We start from the raw sequence: 19,824 nt of genomic DNA on the forward strand, positions 1-19,824 counted from the left end.
ATTCTTCACCAAGTCGGCTCTACGAAGAATATAAGATATGGAAAACTCCGTTTGGTCATCGCTTTCTTCTAAATGAACGACAGGAACGTTCTCTGGGATCTCTCCCAGCTTAACTTGATTGCCCGCTGATTTATGCGCACTCTGCGCAGCCTCACCACCATGAAAACGAGCAACAATCTCTTCAGCAAGCAGCCGTTTGATGTTTTGAGGGTTTTCTCCAGCGTTGACCTGCACTTTAAAATCTTCAATTTCCGCCATATCCCGAAAACTTAAGAGTTCGAAGTAGCGCCACATTAATTCGTCAGGAATAGAAAGCAACTTGCCGAACATCTCCCCAGGCAAATCATTAACGCCAATATAGTTACCTAGAGATTTCGACATCTTTTGCACGCCATCCAAACCTTCCAAGATTGGCATGGTCATGATCACTTGAGGCTCTTGATCGTAGTGCTTCTGCAGCATACGCCCCATCAATAGATTAAACTTCTGATCAGTCCCACCCAATTCAACGTCGGCGCGCAAAGCAACAGAGTCGTAACCCTGCACTAACGGGTAAAGAAATTCGTGAATCGAAATTGACTGCTCGCCGTGGTACCGCTTGTGGAAATCATCACGCTCAAGCATACGCGCAACCGTATACTGACCAGCCAAGCGAATCATATCCGCCGCAGAGAGCTTATCCATCCACTCACTATTGAAGCGAACTTCTGTTTTCTTCGGATCCAGAATTTTGAACACCTGCTCTTTATAAGTCTGAGCATTCTGGGCTACGTCTTCTTTTGTTAATGGAGGGCGGGTGGCGCTCTTGCCCGTGGGGTCTCCGATCATCCCTGTAAAATCACCGATCAGAAAAATGACCTGATGCCCCAGATCCTGGAATTGACGTAGCTTATTAATAAGAACCGTATGCCCCAAATGCAAATCAGGCGCAGTCGGATCGAAGCCCGCTTTAATCCTGAGCGGTTCTCCCCTTTTTAATTTCTCGATCAATCCTTCTTCTTGAATAATTTCTTCCGCACCGCGCTTTATCAGCGCTAAAGACTCTTCTACAGATGGCATTACAGACGCCCTATTTGCAACTTGTTACGCTATTAACACTTAGTAATCGATAATCATGACCCTTGTCACGAACGCAGCACCAGGCAACGGCTTTAATATGACCCGGGGGCGCGATAGTATAGCAGCATTTTTCGCCAGCCAAACTGTTTGATATATGCACAGTTTCCAAAAACGCTTATACTCACTAGTTAAAGTTTTTTACAAACATCTGGACTTAACCTTTGATGTTAATTAAGAAAATATTACCCAAGCTTTCACGGATACATTTCCTGGCGGTTGCGGCCGCAGGATCTATGCTCGGATCAGCGCTCATTCTTAGCCCATCTGAGCAAGCGGCGGCAGGCCGCATTACTTTAAACATTCCTTTAGATGGCCAGCCTTCCAGCCAAGTTGACTCCAGCAGCCCTCTCGCAGATTTACCTGAAGACAGCGCATCAGCAAAGATTAAACCGCTAGTTCCCTCAACAGTAGAGCAAGCCACAGAGACGCCCGCTCCTGCTGCAGCCGAACCCGAAATAGCGTGGAACGAGTTTGAGGTTAAAAACGGCGACAGCCTATCCGCTCTGTTTAAAAGAGCAGGCGCTTCCAGCGCCGAGCTGGCGCAGATGGTGAACGACATCCCTGGCAAAGAGTGGACTCAGATTTTTCCTGGAGAAAAGCTGGACTTTGCATTCAACGCGGAAAACAAACTTAGCGCATTGCGTATTCACCGTAGCCAGTTGGAGAACTGGCTGATCAACGCCACTGCTGAGAATAAATTCGAGCTGGAGAAAGTCGTACTTAAACCAGATGTTCAGACCGCCTACGCGGAAGGCGTAATTAAGTCAGCCCTGTTCATTGACGCTAAAAATGCTGGGCTACCTGATAGCCTTATTATGGATTTGGCGAACATTTTCGGCTGGGATGTGGACTTCGTTTTGGACATTCGCAGTGGAGACTCGTTCAAACTGGTTTATGAAGAGCTTTTCCTGGATGGCAATAAGATCTCCAATGGCAACATTCTCGCCGCCGAGTTCACAAACCAAGGCGAGACATTTACTGCAGTGCGCTATGAAGACCAGGAAGGCAAAACTGGCTACTTCACCCCAGATGGAAAAAGCCTGAAAAAGGCATTTTTACGCACACCAATAGATTTCGCCCGTATCTCTTCTCACTTCAACTTGCAACGTAAGCATCCCGTTCTCCACAAGTTCCGCGCACATAAAGGAACAGATTACGCAGCTGGGCGCGGCACCCCTATCAAGGCGAGTGGAGACGGCAAGGTGATTTTCGCGGGCCGCAAGGGAGGTTACGGCAATGTAGTGATTCTGCAACACGGCCAGTCCATTACTACGCTCTACGCTCACATGAAAGGCTTCGCTCGCGGCATCAAAAACGGCAAGCGCATTAACCAAGGGCAGGTTATTGGTTATGTAGGCAGCTCAGGCTTGGCGACAGGACCTCACCTGCACTATGAGTTCCGCGTCAACGGCGTACACAAAAACCCGGTAACAGTGAAGTTCCCACATGCGCAGCCTGTCGCCGGTAATGAAATGGCCCGCTTCAAGGAGCAGGCCCAAACGGCCCTGGCCCAATTGCAAGCCTACTCAGACAGTTATCAGGTCGCAAAGCGGGACAGCCTAAGTTCCGATAACGCAGACCTATGAAAGATCGGGAAATATTCGCCGGACTCATGTCCGGCACCAGCCTGGATGGCGTGGATACGGCCCTGGCGAGCTTCCAGGGCGAGCTTCCTGAAACCATCGCAACCTCCTTCACTCCATTCCCTTCTGATCTGAAATACAAGCTTCATCACCTTGCCGTCGCCGACAGTTGGCGTCCAGACGAGTTGTTCGCAGCCGAAAGTCAACTAACTCTGCTATATGCTGAAGCTATAAACGACCTACTTCAGAGCGCCGATATCGATAGAAGCCGCATTCACGCAATCGGCTGTCACGGTCAGACCATCAGGCATCGCCCAGCGATAAATTGGCCATATACATGCCAGCTCGGCAACCCCAGCCTCCTCGCGGAGAAAACCGGAATTACCGTTATTGCGGACTTTCGGCGTCGGGATATTGCTGCAGGCGGCGAAGGCGCGCCTCTTGCGCCAGCATTCCATATGCATGTTTTGCAGCATCGTTTTCCCAATTGCGCTGTCGTTAATATCGGTGGAATCGCCAACATCACTCAATGGTCGGAAAAAGCTAACGCAGTTGTTGGTTTTGATTGTGGGCCCGGCAATATTCTTATGGACGCTTGGTGCTCACAAGCTTTCCAACAGAATTGCGATCATGGCGGTCAAATAGCAAGGACGGGATCGATAAATCACGCATTACTGCAAGAAATGAAAAAGGAGCCATTCTTCTCTCTTTCCGCCCCTAAAAGCACAGGACGAGAGCTATTTAATCATGACTGGCTACAGGCGAACCTGCAAAAGACAGCATCCGTTGATGACAGAGATATTCTGGCGACACTAACTGAACTAACGGCCCAAACGATCTGCGAAGCCCTAAACACTAATACCCTCACGCACCTGTTTGTTTGCGGCGGCGGCGCGCACAACCTCTTTTTGATGGAAAGACTTAGCCGCCACCTCCCTGGTATTTTGGTAAAGGGAACAGACAGTGCAGGCATTGACCCGGATTTCATGGAGGCAATGGCTTTCGCCTGGCTGGCGATGAGAACATTAGCCAGATTACCCGGCAACATCCCAGCAGTGACTCGCGCTCAAGGGGAGAGAATATTAGGGGCGATTTACCCCGCCTGATAGCCAGCGCTGATTAGCATAGACTAGAAGTCCACGTATCCTTTCTCTTTCAGCTTTTTCTCTTCCGCGGGACCATAAGGCACGATCTCAATGAAGGGAGGCAACGCGCTACGGTCAATATTATGAATGCGCAAATAAGTGTTACACACTCTCACGTCAATGACGCGAAAAGCATCCAGTTGCGCAGCTTTATCCACGATAGATTTGAACTCCGGGTAGTTCATTTTGGCGAAATACTCGACTTCCGGTCCATGCAGGACAAAAGCGATAGGACTGCCAAGAGAGTAGCCGTTCTCGCCCTCCAGCAGTTTAGAAGCCCGTTCAAACAACTCGGCAATTTCTTCCGGCGTATGGAGCTCTATCTTCGCCAGATAGCTCAAAGAATCCGTTGCGATAGCGGGGCTGGTTTCCGGCCTTTCCGCTGCTGGTAGCGAGAGGGAGAAAACAGTCAGCCACAGTAACGTTAAATAGCGGCTGAACTGCATATATCTGACCCTTATATAGAGAAGGAGCTGCCGCAACCACAAGTGGTCGAAGCATTCGGATTCTTAATAACGAACTGCGCGCCTTCCAATCCTTCACGAAAATCGACTTCCGCACCGACAAGGTATTGATAGCTAAGCGAGTCCACAACTAAACGCACGCCGTCTTTTTCAACAATCGTGTCGTCTTCGTTTACTGCTTCGTCAAAGGAGAAACCATACTGAAATCCTGAACAGCCGCCCCCCGTGACGAACACACGCAGGCTCAGCTCATCGTTCCCCTCATCCTCAATCAGAGACTTCACCTTCGCCGCAGCGTTATCAGTGAAGATTATAGGGGTTGGTTCATATGTCTCAGCGACGTTCATAGCTCCTCCCGCCGCAACTCTCGTTGCAAGCGCTCTATACTCGGCAATTAAAAGTAGGATACAACGTGAATTATCTATTTATCCTACTTAATCGGTCAACTATATCAATGACTGGCCAAGTTAATCAGCTCAGGTTGATCGCTGGCGTCGCCCTGAGGCTTACCTGCTTTTTTATCTTCTTTCGCCGCTTTCTTCTGTTCGGATTTATCCGTAGCCGTGACCGTGGCGGCTGAAACGCTCTCTTTGCTATGAACCAGGTTTCCGTTCACTTCCGCGCCCATCGCCATTTCAATCAAATTGTAATACACGTTGCCAGTGATAGAAGCTTTCGGCGCCAGTTCGATATGCTCCGAGGAGTAAACATCGCCGTTCACTTTTCCATTGATTATGATGTGCGGCGCAATGACGTCTCCGTTCACTTCGCCGACATCGCTGACTCGCACAATGGCGTCTTCATCTGTCGTGTCGGCCTTAATCTTGCCAAGTATCTTACCGTCAATATGCAGCCCCCCAGTAAATTGCAAGTCGCCCTTGATTTCAGTACTGCGAGAAATCAGCGTATCGAAGTGCCCGCCATTAACGTTTTTTGATTTGGTTTTCTTTTTCCCGAACATTCTTACTCCCCGACCTTCCAATCGAAGGTTCTTTCTATTTTCGTTGCTTTTTTCCCGGTTGATTGCGCCACCACCTGAATCTGCTCAGGAACGAAGCCTTCCGGCAATTCCATTTCTCCAGCAATATCCTGGAAATAACGAAATCTGAACTTAACCCCCAACTCCTCGGCTCCGTCGACGTCCCGCAACGGCAATATCTCCTTTTCGCCACCTTTCACCCCGATCAGGTTTACCGCCACAACGCCCTGGATGTAGGTTTTGTTGTCAGCCACTTGCGTTAATACAAGTTTATACTGAAACCTCCGATTTTCCCGTGTAGGACGAATTTCCATCCGTTGAACCTGCAAACCAGTATCTTCATCGGAGGGAGCCATGATGTTTTTGTAGAAAGCGATATCTTCACGTAATTGCAAATTCGCGCTTTCCAATTCACGAATAGTCTTCAGTACATCGGTGCTGGCGGCCTGATCGATCGCTTTTCCCCTCTCCAGGTTAGCCACCTGTTGCGCCAACTCAGTGGCGCGCCTCTCAGCTATGACCAACATCCGGTTGAGTTCTTGATTTTTAGAGCCAAGCTTTTCCTTTCTCAGGTCAGAGAAATACCACCCCATGGCGATGCCGCCGGTAATGCTTATAATTATGGCCAGCCATGCCAGAGCCCGTTTTTTAAGCGTTTCTCCCGGGCGGTAAGGTACGACGACCAGTTTTTCGTTTGCATTGGTAGACATTGACGATTGATACCGATTCTGAAGTGTCCATAACCTTACGCGCCATCTTAGTATTCTCTACTAACTCATTGTCGGCAAAGTTATTTTTTGTGAATTTAGGTAGCAAGCCAAACACTGTCACGCATTTGGCTTGAAATACGCCTCTTCAGTGGGCGCTCAGAGCAAGATCAAGGCAATGCGGCGATGAGATTCAATCCCGCCGTCTCCGGCAACCCCAGCATAATGTTCATATTTTGTACGGCCTGGCCCGCTGCGCCCTTCACTAGATTATCGATCACTGAGAGCACAATCACCACGTTAGATTCAGGTTGTCTATGCAACGAGATGCGACACAAGTTGGAGCCTCTTACTGAACGCGTCTCAGGCAGGCTTCCGAATGGCATCACATCGACAAAAGGTTCATTCTCATAAAACGACTCAAACAGCGCTTGCAGATCGTCACTATCCTGCTTCAGTTCCGCATACAAAGTGGCTTCTATGCCTCGTATCATAGGCACGAGGTGAGGCACGAACGTCAGACCGACCGGCGCTCCAGCCGCCAGGCTGAGCCCCTGTTTAATTTCCGGCAGATGACGATGCCCTGATGCGCCATAGGCTTTGAAGCTCTCGCTGACTTCACACAGTAAATTAGCAACTTTGCCTTGCCTACCAGCGCCGCTCACGCCGGATTTGGCGTCCGCGATCAGACGTTGCGTATCCACCAGCCCCTTGCTTAACAGAGGCAAGAAGCCCAACTGGACTGCAGTAGGATAACATCCTGGGTTAGCCACGAGCCGAGCGGATTTGATCGCCGTCCTGTTCATCTCCGGTAAGCCATAAACGGCTTCAGCCAGCGCTTCAGGCGCAGTGTGAGGCAACCCATACCAACGACTCCACAATTCCGCGTCACGGATGCGGAAATCCGCGCCCAAGTCCACCACCCGCGTTCCTTTGGCCAATAATTGCGGAACCATTTCCAAAGCGACGCCATGGGGGGTGGCGAAAAACACCAAGTCGCACTTTGACAGCGCTTCGACATCAGGAGCGCTAAAGCATAAGTCTGTGAAGCCGCGTAAATTGGGGAACATTTCCGCAACAGGAACGCCGGCGTCTCCTCGCGACGTTACTACCGCCACTTCCACTTCAGGATGAGCCAACAGTAACCTGATCAACTCAACGCCGGTATATCCAGTGCCGCCGACAATGCCAATTTTAACCACGAGCTTACTGACCTCCGCTAAATGCCGAACCAATTTTCCCCGCACAGCCGCAGCTGCGTCGGACAATACTCTAATAAATTCGCTATACTAGCAGCTTTCCAACACCCGCGCAGAGTCAGCTTTCCTGAATTGCGGGCGGCGCTATTACATTCCACCCTCTGGCTGTAGCCATGGCTGCATCACCTGCCGAGCAAACTCAGCAACAAGTTTGAATGGGAGAGGTTTGTGCTCAAACCAAACGGGAAGAAAACGCAAAAACAACAGGTTTCCGCGCTGGCTCTCAAACTGGACTTGCTCTTTCAGTCTTTTCGCCGCCGCGTCGCCAGCTATGAGGCGCTGCCGCAACTGGCGCTGTTGGGCTTTCTATCCGGGTTGGCCACCGGCGTAGTGATTCTGCTGTTTCGAGCAGCGATTGAACTTCCTCTCGGCTACCTTCTGCCTGGCGACAGCGCGGAGAACTTCGAACAATTAACGCCCCTAATGCAGTTCTGCCTGCCGATTGTCGGGGCGCTTATTCTCGCCCTATGGCTGATGCGCCTGGGCGTGCAACAGCGCAAAGTCGGCGTCACTCACGTCATGGAGCGACTGGGCTATCATCAGGGTTATATTTCCCTTCGCAGCGGACTACTGCAGTTTTTCTGCGGCGTCGCCACCTTGGCGACCGGGCAAAGCGCAGGCCGGGAAGGTCCAGCCGTGCACCTTGGCGCCACCAGTTCCAGTCTGTTGGGCCAGTGGATGGGGCTACCCAACAATAGTATCCGCATGCTGGTGGGTTGCGGCACCGCTGCAGCGGTGTCCGCCTCCTTCAACACGCCTATCGCCGGCGTCATCTTTGCGATGGAGGTGGTCATGCTGGAATACACCATCAATGGCTTTACGCCGATTATTCTGGCGGCAGTGACCGCCGCCGTCGTGTCTCAGCCTATCTATGGCAATGACCCGGCATTCATTGTTCCAAACTTCAGCCTGAACTCTCTTGTGGAACTGCCTTACATTGTCGCCGTCGCCATATTGATCGGCATGTGCTCGGCTCTGTTCGTCAAAATCATCAGTCAAACCATGGAAAAGGTGAAGACGCCTATTCTTTGCCGATTATTGGCGGCAGGGTTCTTGACCGGCTTGGCCGCATTGGCCTTGCCTCAGATCATGGGCATTGGTTACGACACTGTAAATGACGCTATCGCCGGCAATATCGGCTTTCTACTGCTTCTGGCTATCGCGCTGGCGAAGCTCTTAGTCACCGCTACTACCATTGGTTTGGGTATGCCTAGCGGGATTATAGGTCCCACCCTGTTCATCGGAGCCACTCTCGGGGGGGCGCTCGGCGTTCTGGCGAACATGCTAATGCCAACCCTTGCCTCGGAGCCAGGGTTTTACGCTGTGCTGGGCATGGGAGCGATGATGGGCTCCGTTCTACAAGCGCCTTTGGCCGCTATCATGGCGGTAATCGAGTTGACGCGAAATCCCAACGTCATTCTCCCTGCGATGCTGATCATCATCGTGTCCAGCTTGATCGCTTCCCACTACTTCCGGCAGCGCTCGGTGTTTCTAACCATCCTGCAATTACAGGGGTTGGATTATCGTGCGGAGCCGCTAACTCTGGCTCTGCGACGCGTAGCGGTCGGCGCCATTATGGAAAGAAGCATCAAACGCTCACAACAGAAATTAGTCTGGGGAGAGGCGAAAGAACTGCTGCGCACAGAGCCGCGCTGGATCATCATCGAGAGTGAGGGCGGCCCGCGCGCCATTCTGCCGGCTGCGGATTTGGCCCGCTATCTGACGGAAGAAGAAGGCAAGCCCGAGTTTAACGCCGGAGAAGCGTCCCTGGATTTGCTCAGTATCCCCGCCCAGCGACGAGACGTCGCGTCTCTGCATGTCCAGGCTACGCTGGAAGAGGCGCTGGACCGACTAAACGCGACCGGGGTAGAAGCCCTCTATGTCGAACGCACGACCGCCCCATTGATCAAACCCATTATAGGCGTGATCACTCGCGCGGACTTAGAGTCCTACTATCAATATAAAAGCAAATAAACATTTACTTATGCGATCAAGCAGAACAAGGAGCACAGCATGCTTTGGATAAAAGCCTTTCATATTATCGCCATGGTGTGCTGGTTCGCTGGCATTTTTTACCTGCCGCGCTTATTCGTCTATCACGCCATGAGCGAGGATGAAATCAGCAAGGAGCGCTTTAAAATCATGGAGCGCAAGCTCTACCGGGGCATCGCCACGCCATCCATGGTCATAACGGTAGCACTGGGTCTGTGGTTGTTATCATACAATTTCTCAGGTTATCTGGCCCAAGGTTGGATGCATGCAAAACTGACGATGGTCATCGCCCTGATCGGCTATCACTTTTACTGTGGTCATCTGTTAAAAGTATTCAAAGAAGACCGCAACCAACGCAGCCATGTCTTCTATCGCTGGCTCAATGAAGCCCCTGTGCTGGTGCTGGTCGGCGTAGTCATCATGGTGGTGGTGCGTCCTTTTTAAGCGCAGGATTTCCGGCATTTGCATTCCCCATCCGGAGTTCCCACAATGCGCAGAATAATTTGTCCTTTTTAAGCCATAGATACAGGAACAGGCATGACTATCTCAGAAGAACTTTTCAGCCGGGCCCAGCAACATATTCCCGGCGGCGTCAATTCGCCGGTGCGGGCGTTTCGCGGTGTCGGCGGAGCCCCGGTATTCTTCAGCAAAGGCGAAGGGGCGTATCTGTATGATGAGGACGGCAAGCGCTATATCGATTATGTCGGCTCCTGGGGCCCGATGATTCTGGGGCACGCCCATCCCGACGTGCGTCAGGCTCTGGAGCGCCAACTTGCCAACGGCCTGGGTTTCGGCGCCCCTACCCGCATTGAAATCGATATGGCGGAGAAAGTGTGCGAGCTGGTTCCCTCCATTGAAATGGTGCGAATGGTGAACTCCGGCACTGAAGCCACGATGAGCGCCATTCGTCTGGCGCGGGGGTTTACCGGAAGAGACAAAATCGTCAAATTCGAAGGCTGCTATCACGGCCATGCCGATTCGCTATTAGTGAAGGCGGGTTCCGGCGCACTGACTCTTGGCATTCCCGACTCACCAGGCGTTCCCGCCAGCGTGGCTGAGCACACTCTCACTTTGACTTACAACGATGCAATCATGGTCAGGGAGGTTTTCGCCCGCCACGGGGATGAAATCGCCGCGATTATCGTTGAGCCTGTCGCCGGCAATATGAATTGCATTCCACCTGAACCCGGCTTTCTGGAGACGTTGCGCGCCGTCTGTGACGAGCATGGCTCTCTGCTGATTTTCGATGAAGTCATGACCGGCTTCCGCGTTGCTCTGGGTGGAGCCCAGCAGGTTTATGGCGTCAAACCCGACCTGACCACGCTAGGCAAGGTCATCGGCGCAGGTCTGCCGGTCGGCGCATTTGGCGGCCGCCGCGACGTCATGTCGCATATAGCGCCACTGGGACCGGTTTATCAGGCTGGCACGCTGTCTGGCAACCCTCTGGCGATGGCCTGCGGCTTGACTATGTTGAACAAGATCAGCGAGCCGGGCTTTTACGACGCACTGGCCGCCAAAACTGAAGCCCTGGCGAAAGGATTGCAAGAACGCGCGCAAGCAGCGGGCGTCCCCCTGACCATTAATCAGGTTGGCGGCATGTTCGGCTTCTTTTTCAGTGAAGAAAAGAAAGTTTCCCGTTTTGAACAAGTCACCCGTTGTGACCTGGAGCGTTTCCGCAAGTTCTACCACGGCATGTTGGATAAGGGCGTGTACTTGGCGCCATCCGCTTATGAGGCGGGGTTTGTCAGCGCTGCGCACTCCGACGAGGACATCCAAGCGACGCTGGATGCCGCCTCCAGTCTGTTTGCTTCAATGTAATTCTTGCGCGGCGGAGAGATCCGCCGCTATTTTCGATTCAATCCAGATCAACCAGATCAACCAGATCAAAGGATAAACAGCTAGCGTTTACCCTTTCTTATTTACGCCAAACAAACGCCGGCTTATTTGCCTTGCGCCTGGCGCGCTTGATCCAGCGAATACATAGCGGATTCCTTGAAAGCTTTATCGTCTCCCGCCAGAGACAGCGCCTTCAGACACAATTGCTCAGACTTGGCGTAGCGCTGCTGATCATAGTGCAGGCGCGCCATCATCAGATAAACATCGCCCGCCTTCGGCGACATACGTTGCGCCCGCTCCACCATCAGCATCGCCTGATCATAGCGCCCTTCGCGAGCGGCGGCCTCGGCATTCGCCAACATCTGACGAGCCGCCGGCGTGGGCTCCACCCGGGAAATACGCACCGGAGGCGATACGGGCCGCCCCGTACGATCAGGTTGCTGCGGCGCAGCAGTTTCGGTTGCGGGCGTTGACGGCTGCGCCGTCTCTTGACCAGTCTCCGTCGTCGTATTGCTGCGATAGGGGTTCACCCCACATCCGGTCATCACCGCCAAGACTCCCAGCACACAAACTCTATTCAGCAGTCGCATAATTATTATTCCCCGGTATTAACCATCCCACCAGCTACGCAGCCAACGCTGCAGTGCATTATCTCGTCCGACGCAGACGGCCTCTTCGACAGGCGCGCTACCACGCTGGAAAGGCATGGCGACAGAACCGTCACACCCTTCGTCCGACTTTTTACCTGTGGCGCTATCCACCCACACCCATTCCACCGTCTCCGGCGTGGTGGGAATGAAGGACACTTGGGGCAGTCGTTGATACAGGTTCATCCAGACTTCCAAAGCGCCGGAGGCTCCTGTCAGGCGAGTCACGCTGTTATCGTCCTTACCCAGCCACACAGTCGTCTGGTATTGGCCATTAAAACCGACAAACCAACTGTCGCGGTAGTCATCGGTGGTGCCTGTTTTACCCGCTACAGAGTAGTCTTCCGGAAAGCGCTGATATACGCGTCGCCCTGTGCCTTCGCGCATGACGTCGAACATGGCGTATTGGAGCAAATAAGTCGCTGCGGGATCAACAACCTGATGAGTATCAAAGGGATATCTTGTCAACAACTCACCATCGGGTTTTGTCACTGCGCGAATTGCCCGTAAAGGCGTATCGAAACCGGTGGAAGCCAGGTTTTGATAGAGATGAGCGACCTGAAGCGGCGTCAGATTCAATGCTCCCAACAGCACCGACGGATAAGGCGCCGCATCCGTCTCCACGCCCAGCTTGCGCACCTGGTCCAATACCGCCGGTACGCCCAGCTCCAGCCCCAAGCGAACGTTGGCCAAGTTCAGGGAATGCGCCAGGGCGTGCTGCAAGGTCACCTCGCCGTGGGTTTGTTTGTCATAGTTTTGCGGAGACCACACATCGCCATTCTCAAACTTGATGGAAAACGCCTCGTCTTTAATCGGCGACGCCAATGTGTACTTGTCTTTCTCCTGCAAAGCCGTGAGCGCGATGACCGGCTTAATCAAAGAGCCAATCTGCCGCTTCGCCTCAAGCGCGCGGTTAAAGCCGGCGAATTGCGCATCTTTGCCGCCGACGAGCGCTACCACCTCTCCACTATCCAGCGCGGTGGTCACCAAAGCGCCTTGCAGCCCCTGGTTGGCCTTATTGCGCTCCAACCCTTTCACCGTTTTACTCAAGGCCGACTCAGCCTGGGTTTGAACCAGAGGATCAAGGGTAGTGAAGATCCGCAGCCCTTCTGACTGCAGATCCTCTTCACGATAGTCTTTATCCAACTGCTGACGGACCAGGTCCATAAAAGCGGGATACATGCTGTCGGAATAACGCGGCTGCGCCACCACACCCAAGGGGCGGTTCTTAAAGCCGACGCTTTGCTCATTAGAGATCACCCCGCCTTCCGCCATCATCTGCAGCACCAAATCGCGGCGCTTTTGCGCACGTTCAGGATGTTTACGCGGGTTGTAGTAAGAAGCGCCTTTAACAATTGCCACCAGAAGGGCGGATTTCTCCGGCGTCAAATCCTGTACCGGTACACCGAAGTAGAACTGACTGGCCATTCCGAAGCCGTGTATAGCTCGTGCGCCAGCCTGCCCCAGGAATATCTCATTACAATAGGCTTCCAGAATTTCATCTTTCTCGTAATGCCATTCCAGCAGCAAGGCCATAATAGCCTCGTTGAACTTGCGCCAGATGGTCTGGTCGCTGGACAAGTAAAAGTTTTTCACCAGCTGCTGCGTCAAGGTGCTGCCGCCCTGCACCACGCGCCCAGCGCGGATATTCACCCAGGTCGCCCGCATTATGGATAGAGGCGATACGCCGTAGTGGGAGTAGAAATTCTTATCCTCTACCGCCACCAGCGCCTTTTTCAGGCTATCTGGGACTTCCTTGAGGTTCACCAACAGGCGGTCTTCATGCTGGGCGGGATATATGCCGCCAATGAGCACGGGCTCAAGTCTGGCCCAGTTCGTATCCGTTCCGCCGGCGCTCACGCGGCTAATGCCCTGTCCATCGAAGTCCAGGCGGAACTTCTGTGCTTTCTGGTCCCCATCGGGATATTTGAACGAACGGCTGTACACTTCCAGTGCGCTGGAAGGCATGGAATAGGTTCCCGGCTGTCCAGGGCGATCCGTGCGCCGGTACCCCAGACTCTTCAATTCTTCCTCAACCTGCCCTCGGGTGTAGTTCTGACCAGGGAAGAACTCCATGGGACGCGCGAACACCTGGGCAGGTAGCTGCCAGCGTTTACCCTCAAACTTCTCTCTTACGGTCGCATCCAGATAAATGGTCCAAATCACCAGTAAGACGGAGAGAACCAAAGTCACTTTAAAAAGGATGGAAAGGATGCGTCTTTTTGGTGCGGTCTTTTTCTTGCCGGGCCGCTTATTTGCAGGCTTGCGGGCTGTTTTAGGTTTCGACATGGGAATGTAGATGGTTTAAGCTCTAGTCTGCTGGCGCGGCTGCCTTTTATTCTCGTTGAAACGCGTTGTTTCAGGATGTTAGATGTGCGCCAGATGATTGTTTTTCGGGCGGTCGCGGCGGTTATCATAACCAATTTCAGCAATCAGTGGCATGAAACCCTCGCAATATTAAATAAGAAGGAGCGACGCGTGAGCGAGAGCTTAATCAAAGCGCTGCAGGATCCGGCAGTCTATGGACATCCCGTCACACAGTTTCAACTCGTCGAAACACATATCTCCTGGGTCATCCTGACCGGGCCATACGCCTACAAAATCAAGAAACCCATGGATTTCGGCTTTCTTAATTTCACAGATCTGGAGCGCCGCCGCTTCTATTGCGAGGAAGAACTACGGCTCAATCGTCGCCTTGCTCCTGAGATTTACCTGGGGTTGGTCAGAATTACCGGCTCAGAGGCGAAACCCTCCATCGACGGCAATGGCGACGTAATCGAATATGCAGTCAAAATGAAGCAGTTCAACCCCAACGATCTGCTCAGCAAACTACCCAATGATTCAGATAAACTGCCCCGCTATCTGGACGCCCTCAGCCAGCAACTCGCAGATTTCCACATGCAAGAGTCCGCCGTCGCCGACAGCAGCAGTGAATTTGGCGATCCCGAACAAGTTTTTGCGCCAGTGCAACAAAACTTCGACCAAGTCCGCCCGATGTTGTCTGACGCGGCGGAATTGCGACAACTGGAATACATCGAAGGCTGGGCGCAAAGTACTTACGAGCGCCTGCGTCCATTTCTGCAGTCACGCAAAGACAAAGGCTTTGTGCGGGAATGTCACGGAGACGTGCATCTTGGCAACGTAACCTTGTTTGAAAACAGGGTCACTCTGTTCGACTGCATCGAGTTTAACGAAGACTTTCGCTGGACAGATGTTTACAACGACCTCGCCTTCCTGATGATGGATCTGGAAGATCGGGGCATGAAGCACCTCTCCTACCGGTTTCTGAATAAATATCTGGAAATTACCGGCGACTACGCCGGCGCTGAGTTACTGCCTTTCTATAAGTCATATCGCGCAATGGTGAGATGCAAAGTGGCGCTGTTTACCCTTGGCGCGCCGGGATTGAGCGAGGAGGCGAAGGCGGAGCAGGTGCGCAAATACCGTAAGTACCTGGAATTGGCGGAAAGCTATATGGATGTTCCCACACGCTTTTTACTCATTACCCATGGCGTTTCCGGCACAGGCAAGTCCACCATCACCTCCCGTTTGCTGGAGCGGTTGAGCGCCATTCGCCTACGTTCGGACGTCGAGCGTAAGCGCCTGTTCGGTTTTTCTCATCTCGACAGCACTGGCGCCTCCGGCAGTGACCAAGGCATCTATAACAAAGACGCCTCAATTAAAACCTACTCCCATCTCGCTGACACCGCCCGCGCCCTGTTGCACTGCGGGGCAGCAGTGATCATTGACGCCACTTTCCTCCGTTATGATCAACGTCAACAAATGGAAAAAGTCGCGGAAGAGGAAGGCGTTCCGTTCGCAGTAGTGGACTGCCGGGTGCCTCTGGATGAAATCGAGCGCCGTCTAAACCGTCGCAAGGAAAAGAACGACGACCCCGCTGAAGCCGGTGTGGAAGTCATGCACAAACAACTCACCCGGGATGAACCCTTCCAGGAAGACGAGCTGCCTCACGTGTTAGTGGTTGCTACCGATAGCTCAGAGGACATTCAGACTCTGACCGAAAAGTTAGTGCAACGTCTCGGCGCAGCTTAAGCTGCGCTGACTCAACCCATATCCATTGCTATTGCGTCGTTTTATCGTTCCGTTTTGTTACGGAAGACTACATGACTTGACTTAAACCTCTGTCTATACTGCGATTATGCGTCGTTATTGTCACGGCGCCCCGATTAGCGTTTACTCAGGGCGGCCTTATCCGCCAAGTCGCAGAATTCTTTCCGGAGGTGCAGGTCAATGGAACGGGTCAAGATAATAGATCACTCTCTTTATCAACTACTTCGTTCTGAAAAGGTCGATGAGTTCAATAAGCAGAAACAGTCCACCCCTGTTCCCAGCTTTGAACTCTGCGACTTTCGCGGCCTGGATTTGCGAGGCCTTGACGCATCGGGCCTGGATCTTAAAGGCGCGTACTTTCGAGGAGCGGATCTGCGCGGCATCGACTTCCGCAAAGCGGATCTGGAAGGAGCCAGCATCGCCAGCACCAAAATATCAGGCTGTTACTTTCCTGAAGAGCTGTCTCCAGACGAAATTGTTATGTCAGTCACCCATGGCACGCGCCTACGCTACCGTCGTTGAACCGGAACCGGACCTATGTTTTTACTTGGTGAACACGTGGCCTCCGTCGAAGGCCTGCTCGAATATGTAAACAGCTCCGCGCGCAGCCTGCAAAGATTGCTTCCTCCCAGCCCGAACAATATAGAACTCTACCCCGGCACAGATTTGTTCACGCGCATTCCCCGCGGCCACTTGTGCCTGGTGCGACGCGGGATGCTCTCGGCCGTCATGGACAACCGGGTCGCCTATATCCTTCAACCCGGAGATGTCGCTGGTATTGAAGGCGGCATTAAAGCGGCGACTGTCAGCTATGTGTGTGAAGACCCAGTAGAGCTGGATTGCTTTTCTCCCGTCGCTTTTCAGGAACTGATGAAAGAAAACCAGCAACTCTCTAACACATGGCAAAGCTATGTCGTCGGTCTGATGACCCTTTTCAGCCACTCCTACGGCGATATCAGTAAAGAACAACACCGCCCTCAGGCCGGGTTTACTCGCTACAAGCCGGGGGATGTCATCATTCGCCAGGGTGAAGAAGCAGACAACGTCTACACCATGATGAAGGGCGATGCGAAGGTCTTTATCGATGAACAGGAAGTCGGTGAAGTGCATGAAGGGGAAATTTTCGGCGCTATCGCCGCGCTGACCAACGCCCCTCGCAACGCCACCGTTGTGGCGGGAAATTCATGCACTGTCATGGCGGTGCCAAAAACCCAGTTCGTCAGCCTGATTCACGCTCACCCGGAGACCTGTTTCCATTTATTGGAAAATATGGCTCGGACCATCAACGATCTGAACCGCCGCCTGACTGGCGATTCCGCTGCGCTCTAGCTATTTCATGGCGTCACGAAAACTGCTGGGCGGCGTACCGGCGCGCGAGCTGGATCAGTTGGCGGACGGCGCCTGCCGCGGCTTCCAGTTAGCCGACAACAGTGTCTTTGTGGTTAAGCAACGCAACGCCTTGTTCGCCTACGTCAACAGCTGCCCGCATTTGGGCATAGAGCTGGAATGGATGCCGGACCAGTTTCTCGACCAAGCCCGGCAATTTATCCACTGCGCTACACACGGCGCGCTGTTTTTGATCCACTCTGGAGAGTGCATCAGCGGCCCGTGCCAGGGACAATCTCTTCAACGACTGGAAATGGAGCGCGCTGACGACGAATGGCGCTTCTATATCTGCCCTGTTGACGCAGATTTAGAACGCTTCTGAATCAAACGGCGTTACCTCTAATTTTTGAGTCAGTCTTATTTCCCCTGGCGTAATCTCCGATTTATACGCCAACACTTCCACGCCCGCCTCTATAGCTTCCGATAGCAAAGCCCCGTAACGAGCATCAATGTGAGTGGCGGGACTCACTACGGAAATACCGCTATGGTTGACGCAAAATACCAGTGCGGCCCGCTTTCCATTTCTCACCACAGACATCAGCTCCTCCAAATGCTTTTGACCGCGGGTACTCACGGCATCGGGAAAATATCCACGCCCATGCAAGCAAAGAGTGACGTTTTTCACTTCTACATAACAGTCGGGAAGCTCGGAGGAACCGGAAAGCATCCAATCAGCCCGGCTGTTCTGATCCCCGAACTTCACTTCAGCCTTCTTTAAAGGATATCCCTGCAATTCCTTGATCACGCCGGCGTCAACCGCCTCACCCACAAGTTGGTTCGGACGCGCCGTATTCACGCACGCGAACTCTCCGGCTGGGGTCTCCACCAATTCCCAAGTATGTCGATACTTGCGGGCGGGATTGCCGGAGTCGCTGTAGTACACAAGACTTCCGGGCTCAGCGCACCCCGTCATCGCCCCCGTGTTCGGGCAGTGGATGGTCAGCTCAGCGCCATCGGGAAGCTGGATATCCGCCAGAAACCGCTTGTAACGTTTCAGCAATCGTCCGGGCGTTGGAACTATATCGATTTTCAAAAAATGACTCCTTATTTGCACTGATAAACACCGAAAATAGCAATCGCATTAAATTGGACTACTTTGAAATAAATAAGGGTTGGCGATCAGTTCAGTTATCTGCTATGTTTCGCTCGCTTAAATCCTGACAAATCGCGAATATTAGCAAATATGAGTCCAGTGCGGGCGCGGGAGCCTACACTACTTGGTATTGAGAAGTGACTAGACGAGGCAGAAGATATGCCAAATGAAAAAGCGGGTAGCGCTGGTAAGTTCACGAATTTTACTCCGTATGAAATTGGTGACAACGAAGAATACATGAGCCCTGCTCAGCTGGAGCATTTCAAACAGATCCTGCTGGACTGGAAACAAGAGCTCATGGAAGAAGTAGACCGCACCATGCACCATATGCAAGAAGACGCGGCCAACTATGCAGACCCCAGCGATAGGGCGACTCAGGAAGAAGAATTCAGCTTGGAACTGCGCACTCGCGACAGAGAGCGTAAGCTGATCAAGAAAATTGACCAGACTATCGATCAGATTGATCGGGAAGATTACGGTTTTTGTGAATCCTGCGGCGTGGAAATCGGCATTCGCCGTTTGGAAGCCCGCCCAACCGCTACGCTGTGCATTGACTGCAAAACGCTGGCGGAAATTCGGGAAAAGCAAACCGGCATCTAATCCGGCCTCGCCCGCGTCTTTATGCAGGCAGTCTCTTCGGATATCTATCGAGGGCGCTTCGCGCCCTCACCCACAGGCCCTCTTCACTTCGGCTCGTTGGTCGGCGCACTGGCCAGCTATCTTGACGCGCGCAGCAGACAAGGCATCTGGCTCGTTCGTATCGAAGACATCGATCCTCTACGGGAAGTCCCCGGCGCCGCTGACAGCATTCTACGAACACTCGAAGCGCACGGCATGCTGTGGGACGAAAGCATTATCTATCAATCTCACCGACTTTCCGCCTACAGCGAGCTGCTGGCGCAATTGCTTGCAAACGGCCACGCCTATCCCTGCCCTTGCAGTCGCAAAGAGTTGTCTGAGCGCCACGGTCGCCATCTGGACGCCTGCCGCTTACGTCAAACGCCCCCAGGCGCCGAGTACGCCTACCGATTCGCTGTAACAGACGCAGAACACAGTTTTAACGACTTGATACAAGGCGCCGTTCCCTACCGCCTGCATGGAGAGTTGGATGATTTCGTCATCCGGCGCAAAGAAGGCTTTTTCTCCTACCAACTGGCGGTCGTTTGCGATGATTTGGCACAAGGCGTCAGCCATATCATTCGCGGTTCCGACCTGCTCGACTCCACGCCATTGCAGTATCAAATGTATCAGGCGCTGGGTAGAGCGTGTCCGCAAGTCGGACACTTCCCGGTTGTCGTCGACGCTTCCGGCGCCAAACTCAGCAAACAGAACCTGGCCCCTGGGCTGGATAACCGGCAAATCATGAACAATCTCCGAGCCGCCGCCACAGCTCTGTTAATTGATAACATAGAGCTGATGCAAGCCGAAACGCCTCATGAGCTCTTACCGCAACTAACGCTGCGCTGGTCCCGCGACAAGATTCATGGACTGCGCAGCGTTCCTCTGCCTGACATCGCCAGCGCATAAAGCGCTTAAAAGCTGT

At 52.9% G+C, this 19,824-nt stretch carries 20 protein-coding genes (1 of these 20 only partly in view); 11 read left to right on the forward strand and 9 right to left on the reverse strand.

The genetic code is table 11. From position 1 onward, the window contains the following. Positions 1-1,059, reverse strand: partial view of a tyrosine--tRNA ligase gene (gene tyrS / locus HCH_RS28115; RefSeq protein WP_011399941.1) — the 5' portion only. The gene continues 144 nt to the left of window position 1, outside the view; the window shows 1,059 of its 1,203 coding nt (coding positions 1-1,059); it begins with the start codon at positions 1,057-1,059; its stop codon lies off the left edge, out of view. 293 nt (positions 1,060-1,352) lie between these two features. Between tyrS and HCH_RS28120 the strand changes: the two genes are divergently transcribed. Together HCH_RS28120 and HCH_RS28125 are read left to right on the forward strand one after the other, a co-directional pair. Beyond that, a complete protein-coding gene (locus HCH_RS28120; protein WP_238384939.1) occupies positions 1,353-2,705 on the forward strand; it encodes an OapA family protein in 1,353 nt (450 codons plus the stop codon). Beyond that, positions 2,702-3,808, forward strand: coding sequence for an anhydro-N-acetylmuramic acid kinase (locus tag HCH_RS28125; protein ID WP_011399943.1), 1,107 nt, complete (start codon positions 2,702-2,704; stop codon positions 3,806-3,808). Before HCH_RS28120 ends, HCH_RS28125 begins: the two co-directional genes overlap by 4 nt. A 23-nt stretch (positions 3,809-3,831) precedes the next feature. Here HCH_RS28125 and HCH_RS28130 read toward each other — a convergent pair whose 3' ends face one another. From HCH_RS28130 to argC, 5 genes are all read right to left on the reverse strand, one after another. After that, positions 3,832-4,293, reverse strand: coding sequence for a hypothetical protein (locus HCH_RS28130; protein WP_011399944.1), 462 nt, complete (start codon positions 4,291-4,293; stop codon positions 3,832-3,834). Between the two features lie 11 nt (positions 4,294-4,304). Then, on the reverse strand, positions 4,305-4,658 hold the full coding sequence (erpA, locus tag HCH_RS28135; protein ID WP_011399945.1) for an iron-sulfur cluster insertion protein ErpA: 354 nt from the start codon (positions 4,656-4,658) through the stop codon (positions 4,305-4,307). Positions 4,659-4,762: 104 nt separating this feature from the next. Further along, positions 4,763-5,272 (reverse strand): bactofilin family protein, encoded by a 510-nt coding sequence (locus HCH_RS28140; protein WP_011399946.1) that lies wholly within the window; start codon positions 5,270-5,272, stop codon positions 4,763-4,765. Between the two features lie 2 nt (positions 5,273-5,274). After that, the gene (locus tag HCH_RS28145) at positions 5,275-6,000 is read right to left on the reverse strand and encodes a DUF6776 family protein (protein ID WP_011399947.1); all 726 of its coding nucleotides are present in this window, start codon (positions 5,998-6,000) and stop codon (positions 5,275-5,277) included. A gap of 167 nt (positions 6,001-6,167) precedes the next feature. After that, positions 6,168-7,199 carry an N-acetyl-gamma-glutamyl-phosphate reductase gene (gene argC, locus HCH_RS28150; RefSeq protein ID WP_041598982.1) on the reverse strand — a complete coding sequence of 344 codons (1,032 nt, stop codon included), beginning with the start codon at positions 7,197-7,199 and terminating at the stop codon, positions 6,168-6,170. A gap of 225 nt (positions 7,200-7,424) precedes the next feature. Here argC and HCH_RS28155 point away from each other — a divergent pair, with 225 nt between their 5' ends. The 3 genes from HCH_RS28155 to hemL all read left to right on the forward strand — a co-directional run bounded on the left by HCH_RS28155 (position 7,425) and on the right by hemL (position 11,066). Next, positions 7,425-9,230: a chloride channel protein gene (locus tag HCH_RS28155; RefSeq protein WP_011399949.1), complete on the forward strand. Its 1,806-nt coding sequence runs from the start codon at positions 7,425-7,427 to the stop codon at positions 9,228-9,230. Positions 9,231-9,269: 39 nt separating this feature from the next. Continuing rightward, positions 9,270-9,692 (forward strand): protoporphyrinogen oxidase HemJ, encoded by a 423-nt coding sequence (gene hemJ / locus HCH_RS28160; protein ID WP_011399950.1) that lies wholly within the window; start codon positions 9,270-9,272, stop codon positions 9,690-9,692. 93 nt (positions 9,693-9,785) lie between these two features. Then, a complete protein-coding gene (hemL, locus tag HCH_RS28165) occupies positions 9,786-11,066 on the forward strand; it encodes a glutamate-1-semialdehyde 2,1-aminomutase (RefSeq protein ID WP_011399951.1) in 1,281 nt (426 codons plus the stop codon). 122 nt (positions 11,067-11,188) lie between these two features. On the opposite strand, the gene HCH_RS28170 is transcribed toward hemL, so the two are convergent. Then, positions 11,189-11,674 (reverse strand): tetratricopeptide repeat protein, encoded by a 486-nt coding sequence (locus HCH_RS28170; RefSeq protein ID WP_011399952.1) that lies wholly within the window; start codon positions 11,672-11,674, stop codon positions 11,189-11,191. An 18-nt stretch (positions 11,675-11,692) separates the two neighbouring features. Then, entirely contained in the window at positions 11,693-14,020 is a 2,328-nt protein-coding gene (gene mrcB, locus HCH_RS28175; RefSeq protein ID WP_011399953.1) for a penicillin-binding protein 1B, read from the reverse strand. Between the two features lie 189 nt (positions 14,021-14,209). Here mrcB and HCH_RS28180 point away from each other — a divergent pair, with 189 nt between their 5' ends. The 4 genes from HCH_RS28180 to HCH_RS28195 all read left to right on the forward strand — a co-directional run bounded on the left by HCH_RS28180 (position 14,210) and on the right by HCH_RS28195 (position 17,510). Further along, positions 14,210-15,784, forward strand: a complete 1,575-nt coding sequence (locus HCH_RS28180; RefSeq protein ID WP_041600019.1) for an AAA family ATPase — start codon at positions 14,210-14,212, stop codon at positions 15,782-15,784. Positions 15,785-15,982: 198 nt separating this feature from the next. After that, on the forward strand, positions 15,983-16,324 hold the full coding sequence (locus HCH_RS28185; RefSeq protein WP_011399955.1) for a pentapeptide repeat-containing protein: 342 nt from the start codon (positions 15,983-15,985) through the stop codon (positions 16,322-16,324). A gap of 15 nt (positions 16,325-16,339) precedes the next feature. Next, a complete protein-coding gene (locus tag HCH_RS28190; protein ID WP_011399956.1) occupies positions 16,340-17,131 on the forward strand; it encodes a Crp/Fnr family transcriptional regulator in 792 nt (263 codons plus the stop codon). A gap of 7 nt (positions 17,132-17,138) precedes the next feature. After that, entirely contained in the window at positions 17,139-17,510 is a 372-nt protein-coding gene (locus tag HCH_RS28195; RefSeq protein ID WP_011399957.1) for a Rieske (2Fe-2S) protein, read from the forward strand. On the opposite strand, the gene sfsA is transcribed toward HCH_RS28195, so the two are convergent. After that, entirely contained in the window at positions 17,496-18,221 is a 726-nt protein-coding gene (sfsA, locus tag HCH_RS28200; RefSeq protein ID WP_011399958.1) for a DNA/RNA nuclease SfsA, read from the reverse strand. The genes HCH_RS28195 and sfsA overlap by 15 nt on opposite strands. A 219-nt stretch (positions 18,222-18,440) precedes the next feature. Between sfsA and dksA the strand changes: the two genes are divergently transcribed. Both dksA and gluQRS read left to right on the forward strand, forming a co-directional pair. Continuing rightward, the gene (gene dksA, locus HCH_RS28205) at positions 18,441-18,881 is read left to right on the forward strand and encodes an RNA polymerase-binding protein DksA (protein ID WP_011399959.1); all 441 of its coding nucleotides are present in this window, start codon (positions 18,441-18,443) and stop codon (positions 18,879-18,881) included. A gap of 21 nt (positions 18,882-18,902) precedes the next feature. Next, positions 18,903-19,808 carry a tRNA glutamyl-Q(34) synthetase GluQRS gene (gluQRS, locus tag HCH_RS28210; RefSeq protein ID WP_011399960.1) on the forward strand — a complete coding sequence of 302 codons (906 nt, stop codon included), beginning with the start codon at positions 18,903-18,905 and terminating at the stop codon, positions 19,806-19,808. The last annotated feature ends 16 nt before the right edge of the window (positions 19,809-19,824 follow it).

The organism is Hahella chejuensis KCTC 2396 (assembly GCF_000012985.1).
Taxonomy (GTDB): Bacteria; Pseudomonadota; Gammaproteobacteria; order Pseudomonadales; family Oleiphilaceae; genus Hahella; species Hahella chejuensis.

Coding starts and splice junctions, on each gene's coding strand:
- HCH_RS28185 (WP_011399955.1), top strand. CDS start 15,983: ATGGAACGGGTCAAGATAATAGATCACTCTCTTTATCAACTACTTCGT.
- HCH_RS28125 (WP_011399943.1), top strand. CDS start 2,702: ATGAAAGATCGGGAAATATTCGCCGGACTCATGTCCGGCACCAGCCTG.
- HCH_RS28145 (WP_011399947.1), bottom strand. CDS start 6,000: ATGTCTACCAATGCAAACGAAAAACTGGTCGTCGTACCTTACCGCCCG.
- erpA (WP_011399945.1), bottom strand. CDS start 4,658: ATGAACGTCGCTGAGACATATGAACCAACCCCTATAATCTTCACTGAT.
- HCH_RS28130 (WP_011399944.1), bottom strand. CDS start 4,293: ATGCAGTTCAGCCGCTATTTAACGTTACTGTGGCTGACTGTTTTCTCC.
- HCH_RS28170 (WP_011399952.1), bottom strand. CDS start 11,674: ATGCGACTGCTGAATAGAGTTTGTGTGCTGGGAGTCTTGGCGGTGATG.
- hemJ (WP_011399950.1), top strand. CDS start 9,270: ATGCTTTGGATAAAAGCCTTTCATATTATCGCCATGGTGTGCTGGTTC.
- mrcB (WP_011399953.1), bottom strand. CDS start 14,020: ATGTCGAAACCTAAAACAGCCCGCAAGCCTGCAAATAAGCGGCCCGGC.
- HCH_RS28120 (WP_238384939.1), top strand. CDS start 1,353: ATGCTCGGATCAGCGCTCATTCTTAGCCCATCTGAGCAAGCGGCGGCA.
- dksA (WP_011399959.1), top strand. CDS start 18,441: ATGCCAAATGAAAAAGCGGGTAGCGCTGGTAAGTTCACGAATTTTACT.
- HCH_RS28140 (WP_011399946.1), bottom strand. CDS start 5,272: ATGTTCGGGAAAAAGAAAACCAAATCAAAAAACGTTAATGGCGGGCAC.
- hemL (WP_011399951.1), top strand. CDS start 9,786: ATGACTATCTCAGAAGAACTTTTCAGCCGGGCCCAGCAACATATTCCC.
- HCH_RS28190 (WP_011399956.1), top strand. CDS start 16,340: ATGTTTTTACTTGGTGAACACGTGGCCTCCGTCGAAGGCCTGCTCGAA.
- HCH_RS28195 (WP_011399957.1), top strand. CDS start 17,139: ATGGCGTCACGAAAACTGCTGGGCGGCGTACCGGCGCGCGAGCTGGAT.
- gluQRS (WP_011399960.1), top strand. CDS start 18,903: ATGCAGGCAGTCTCTTCGGATATCTATCGAGGGCGCTTCGCGCCCTCA.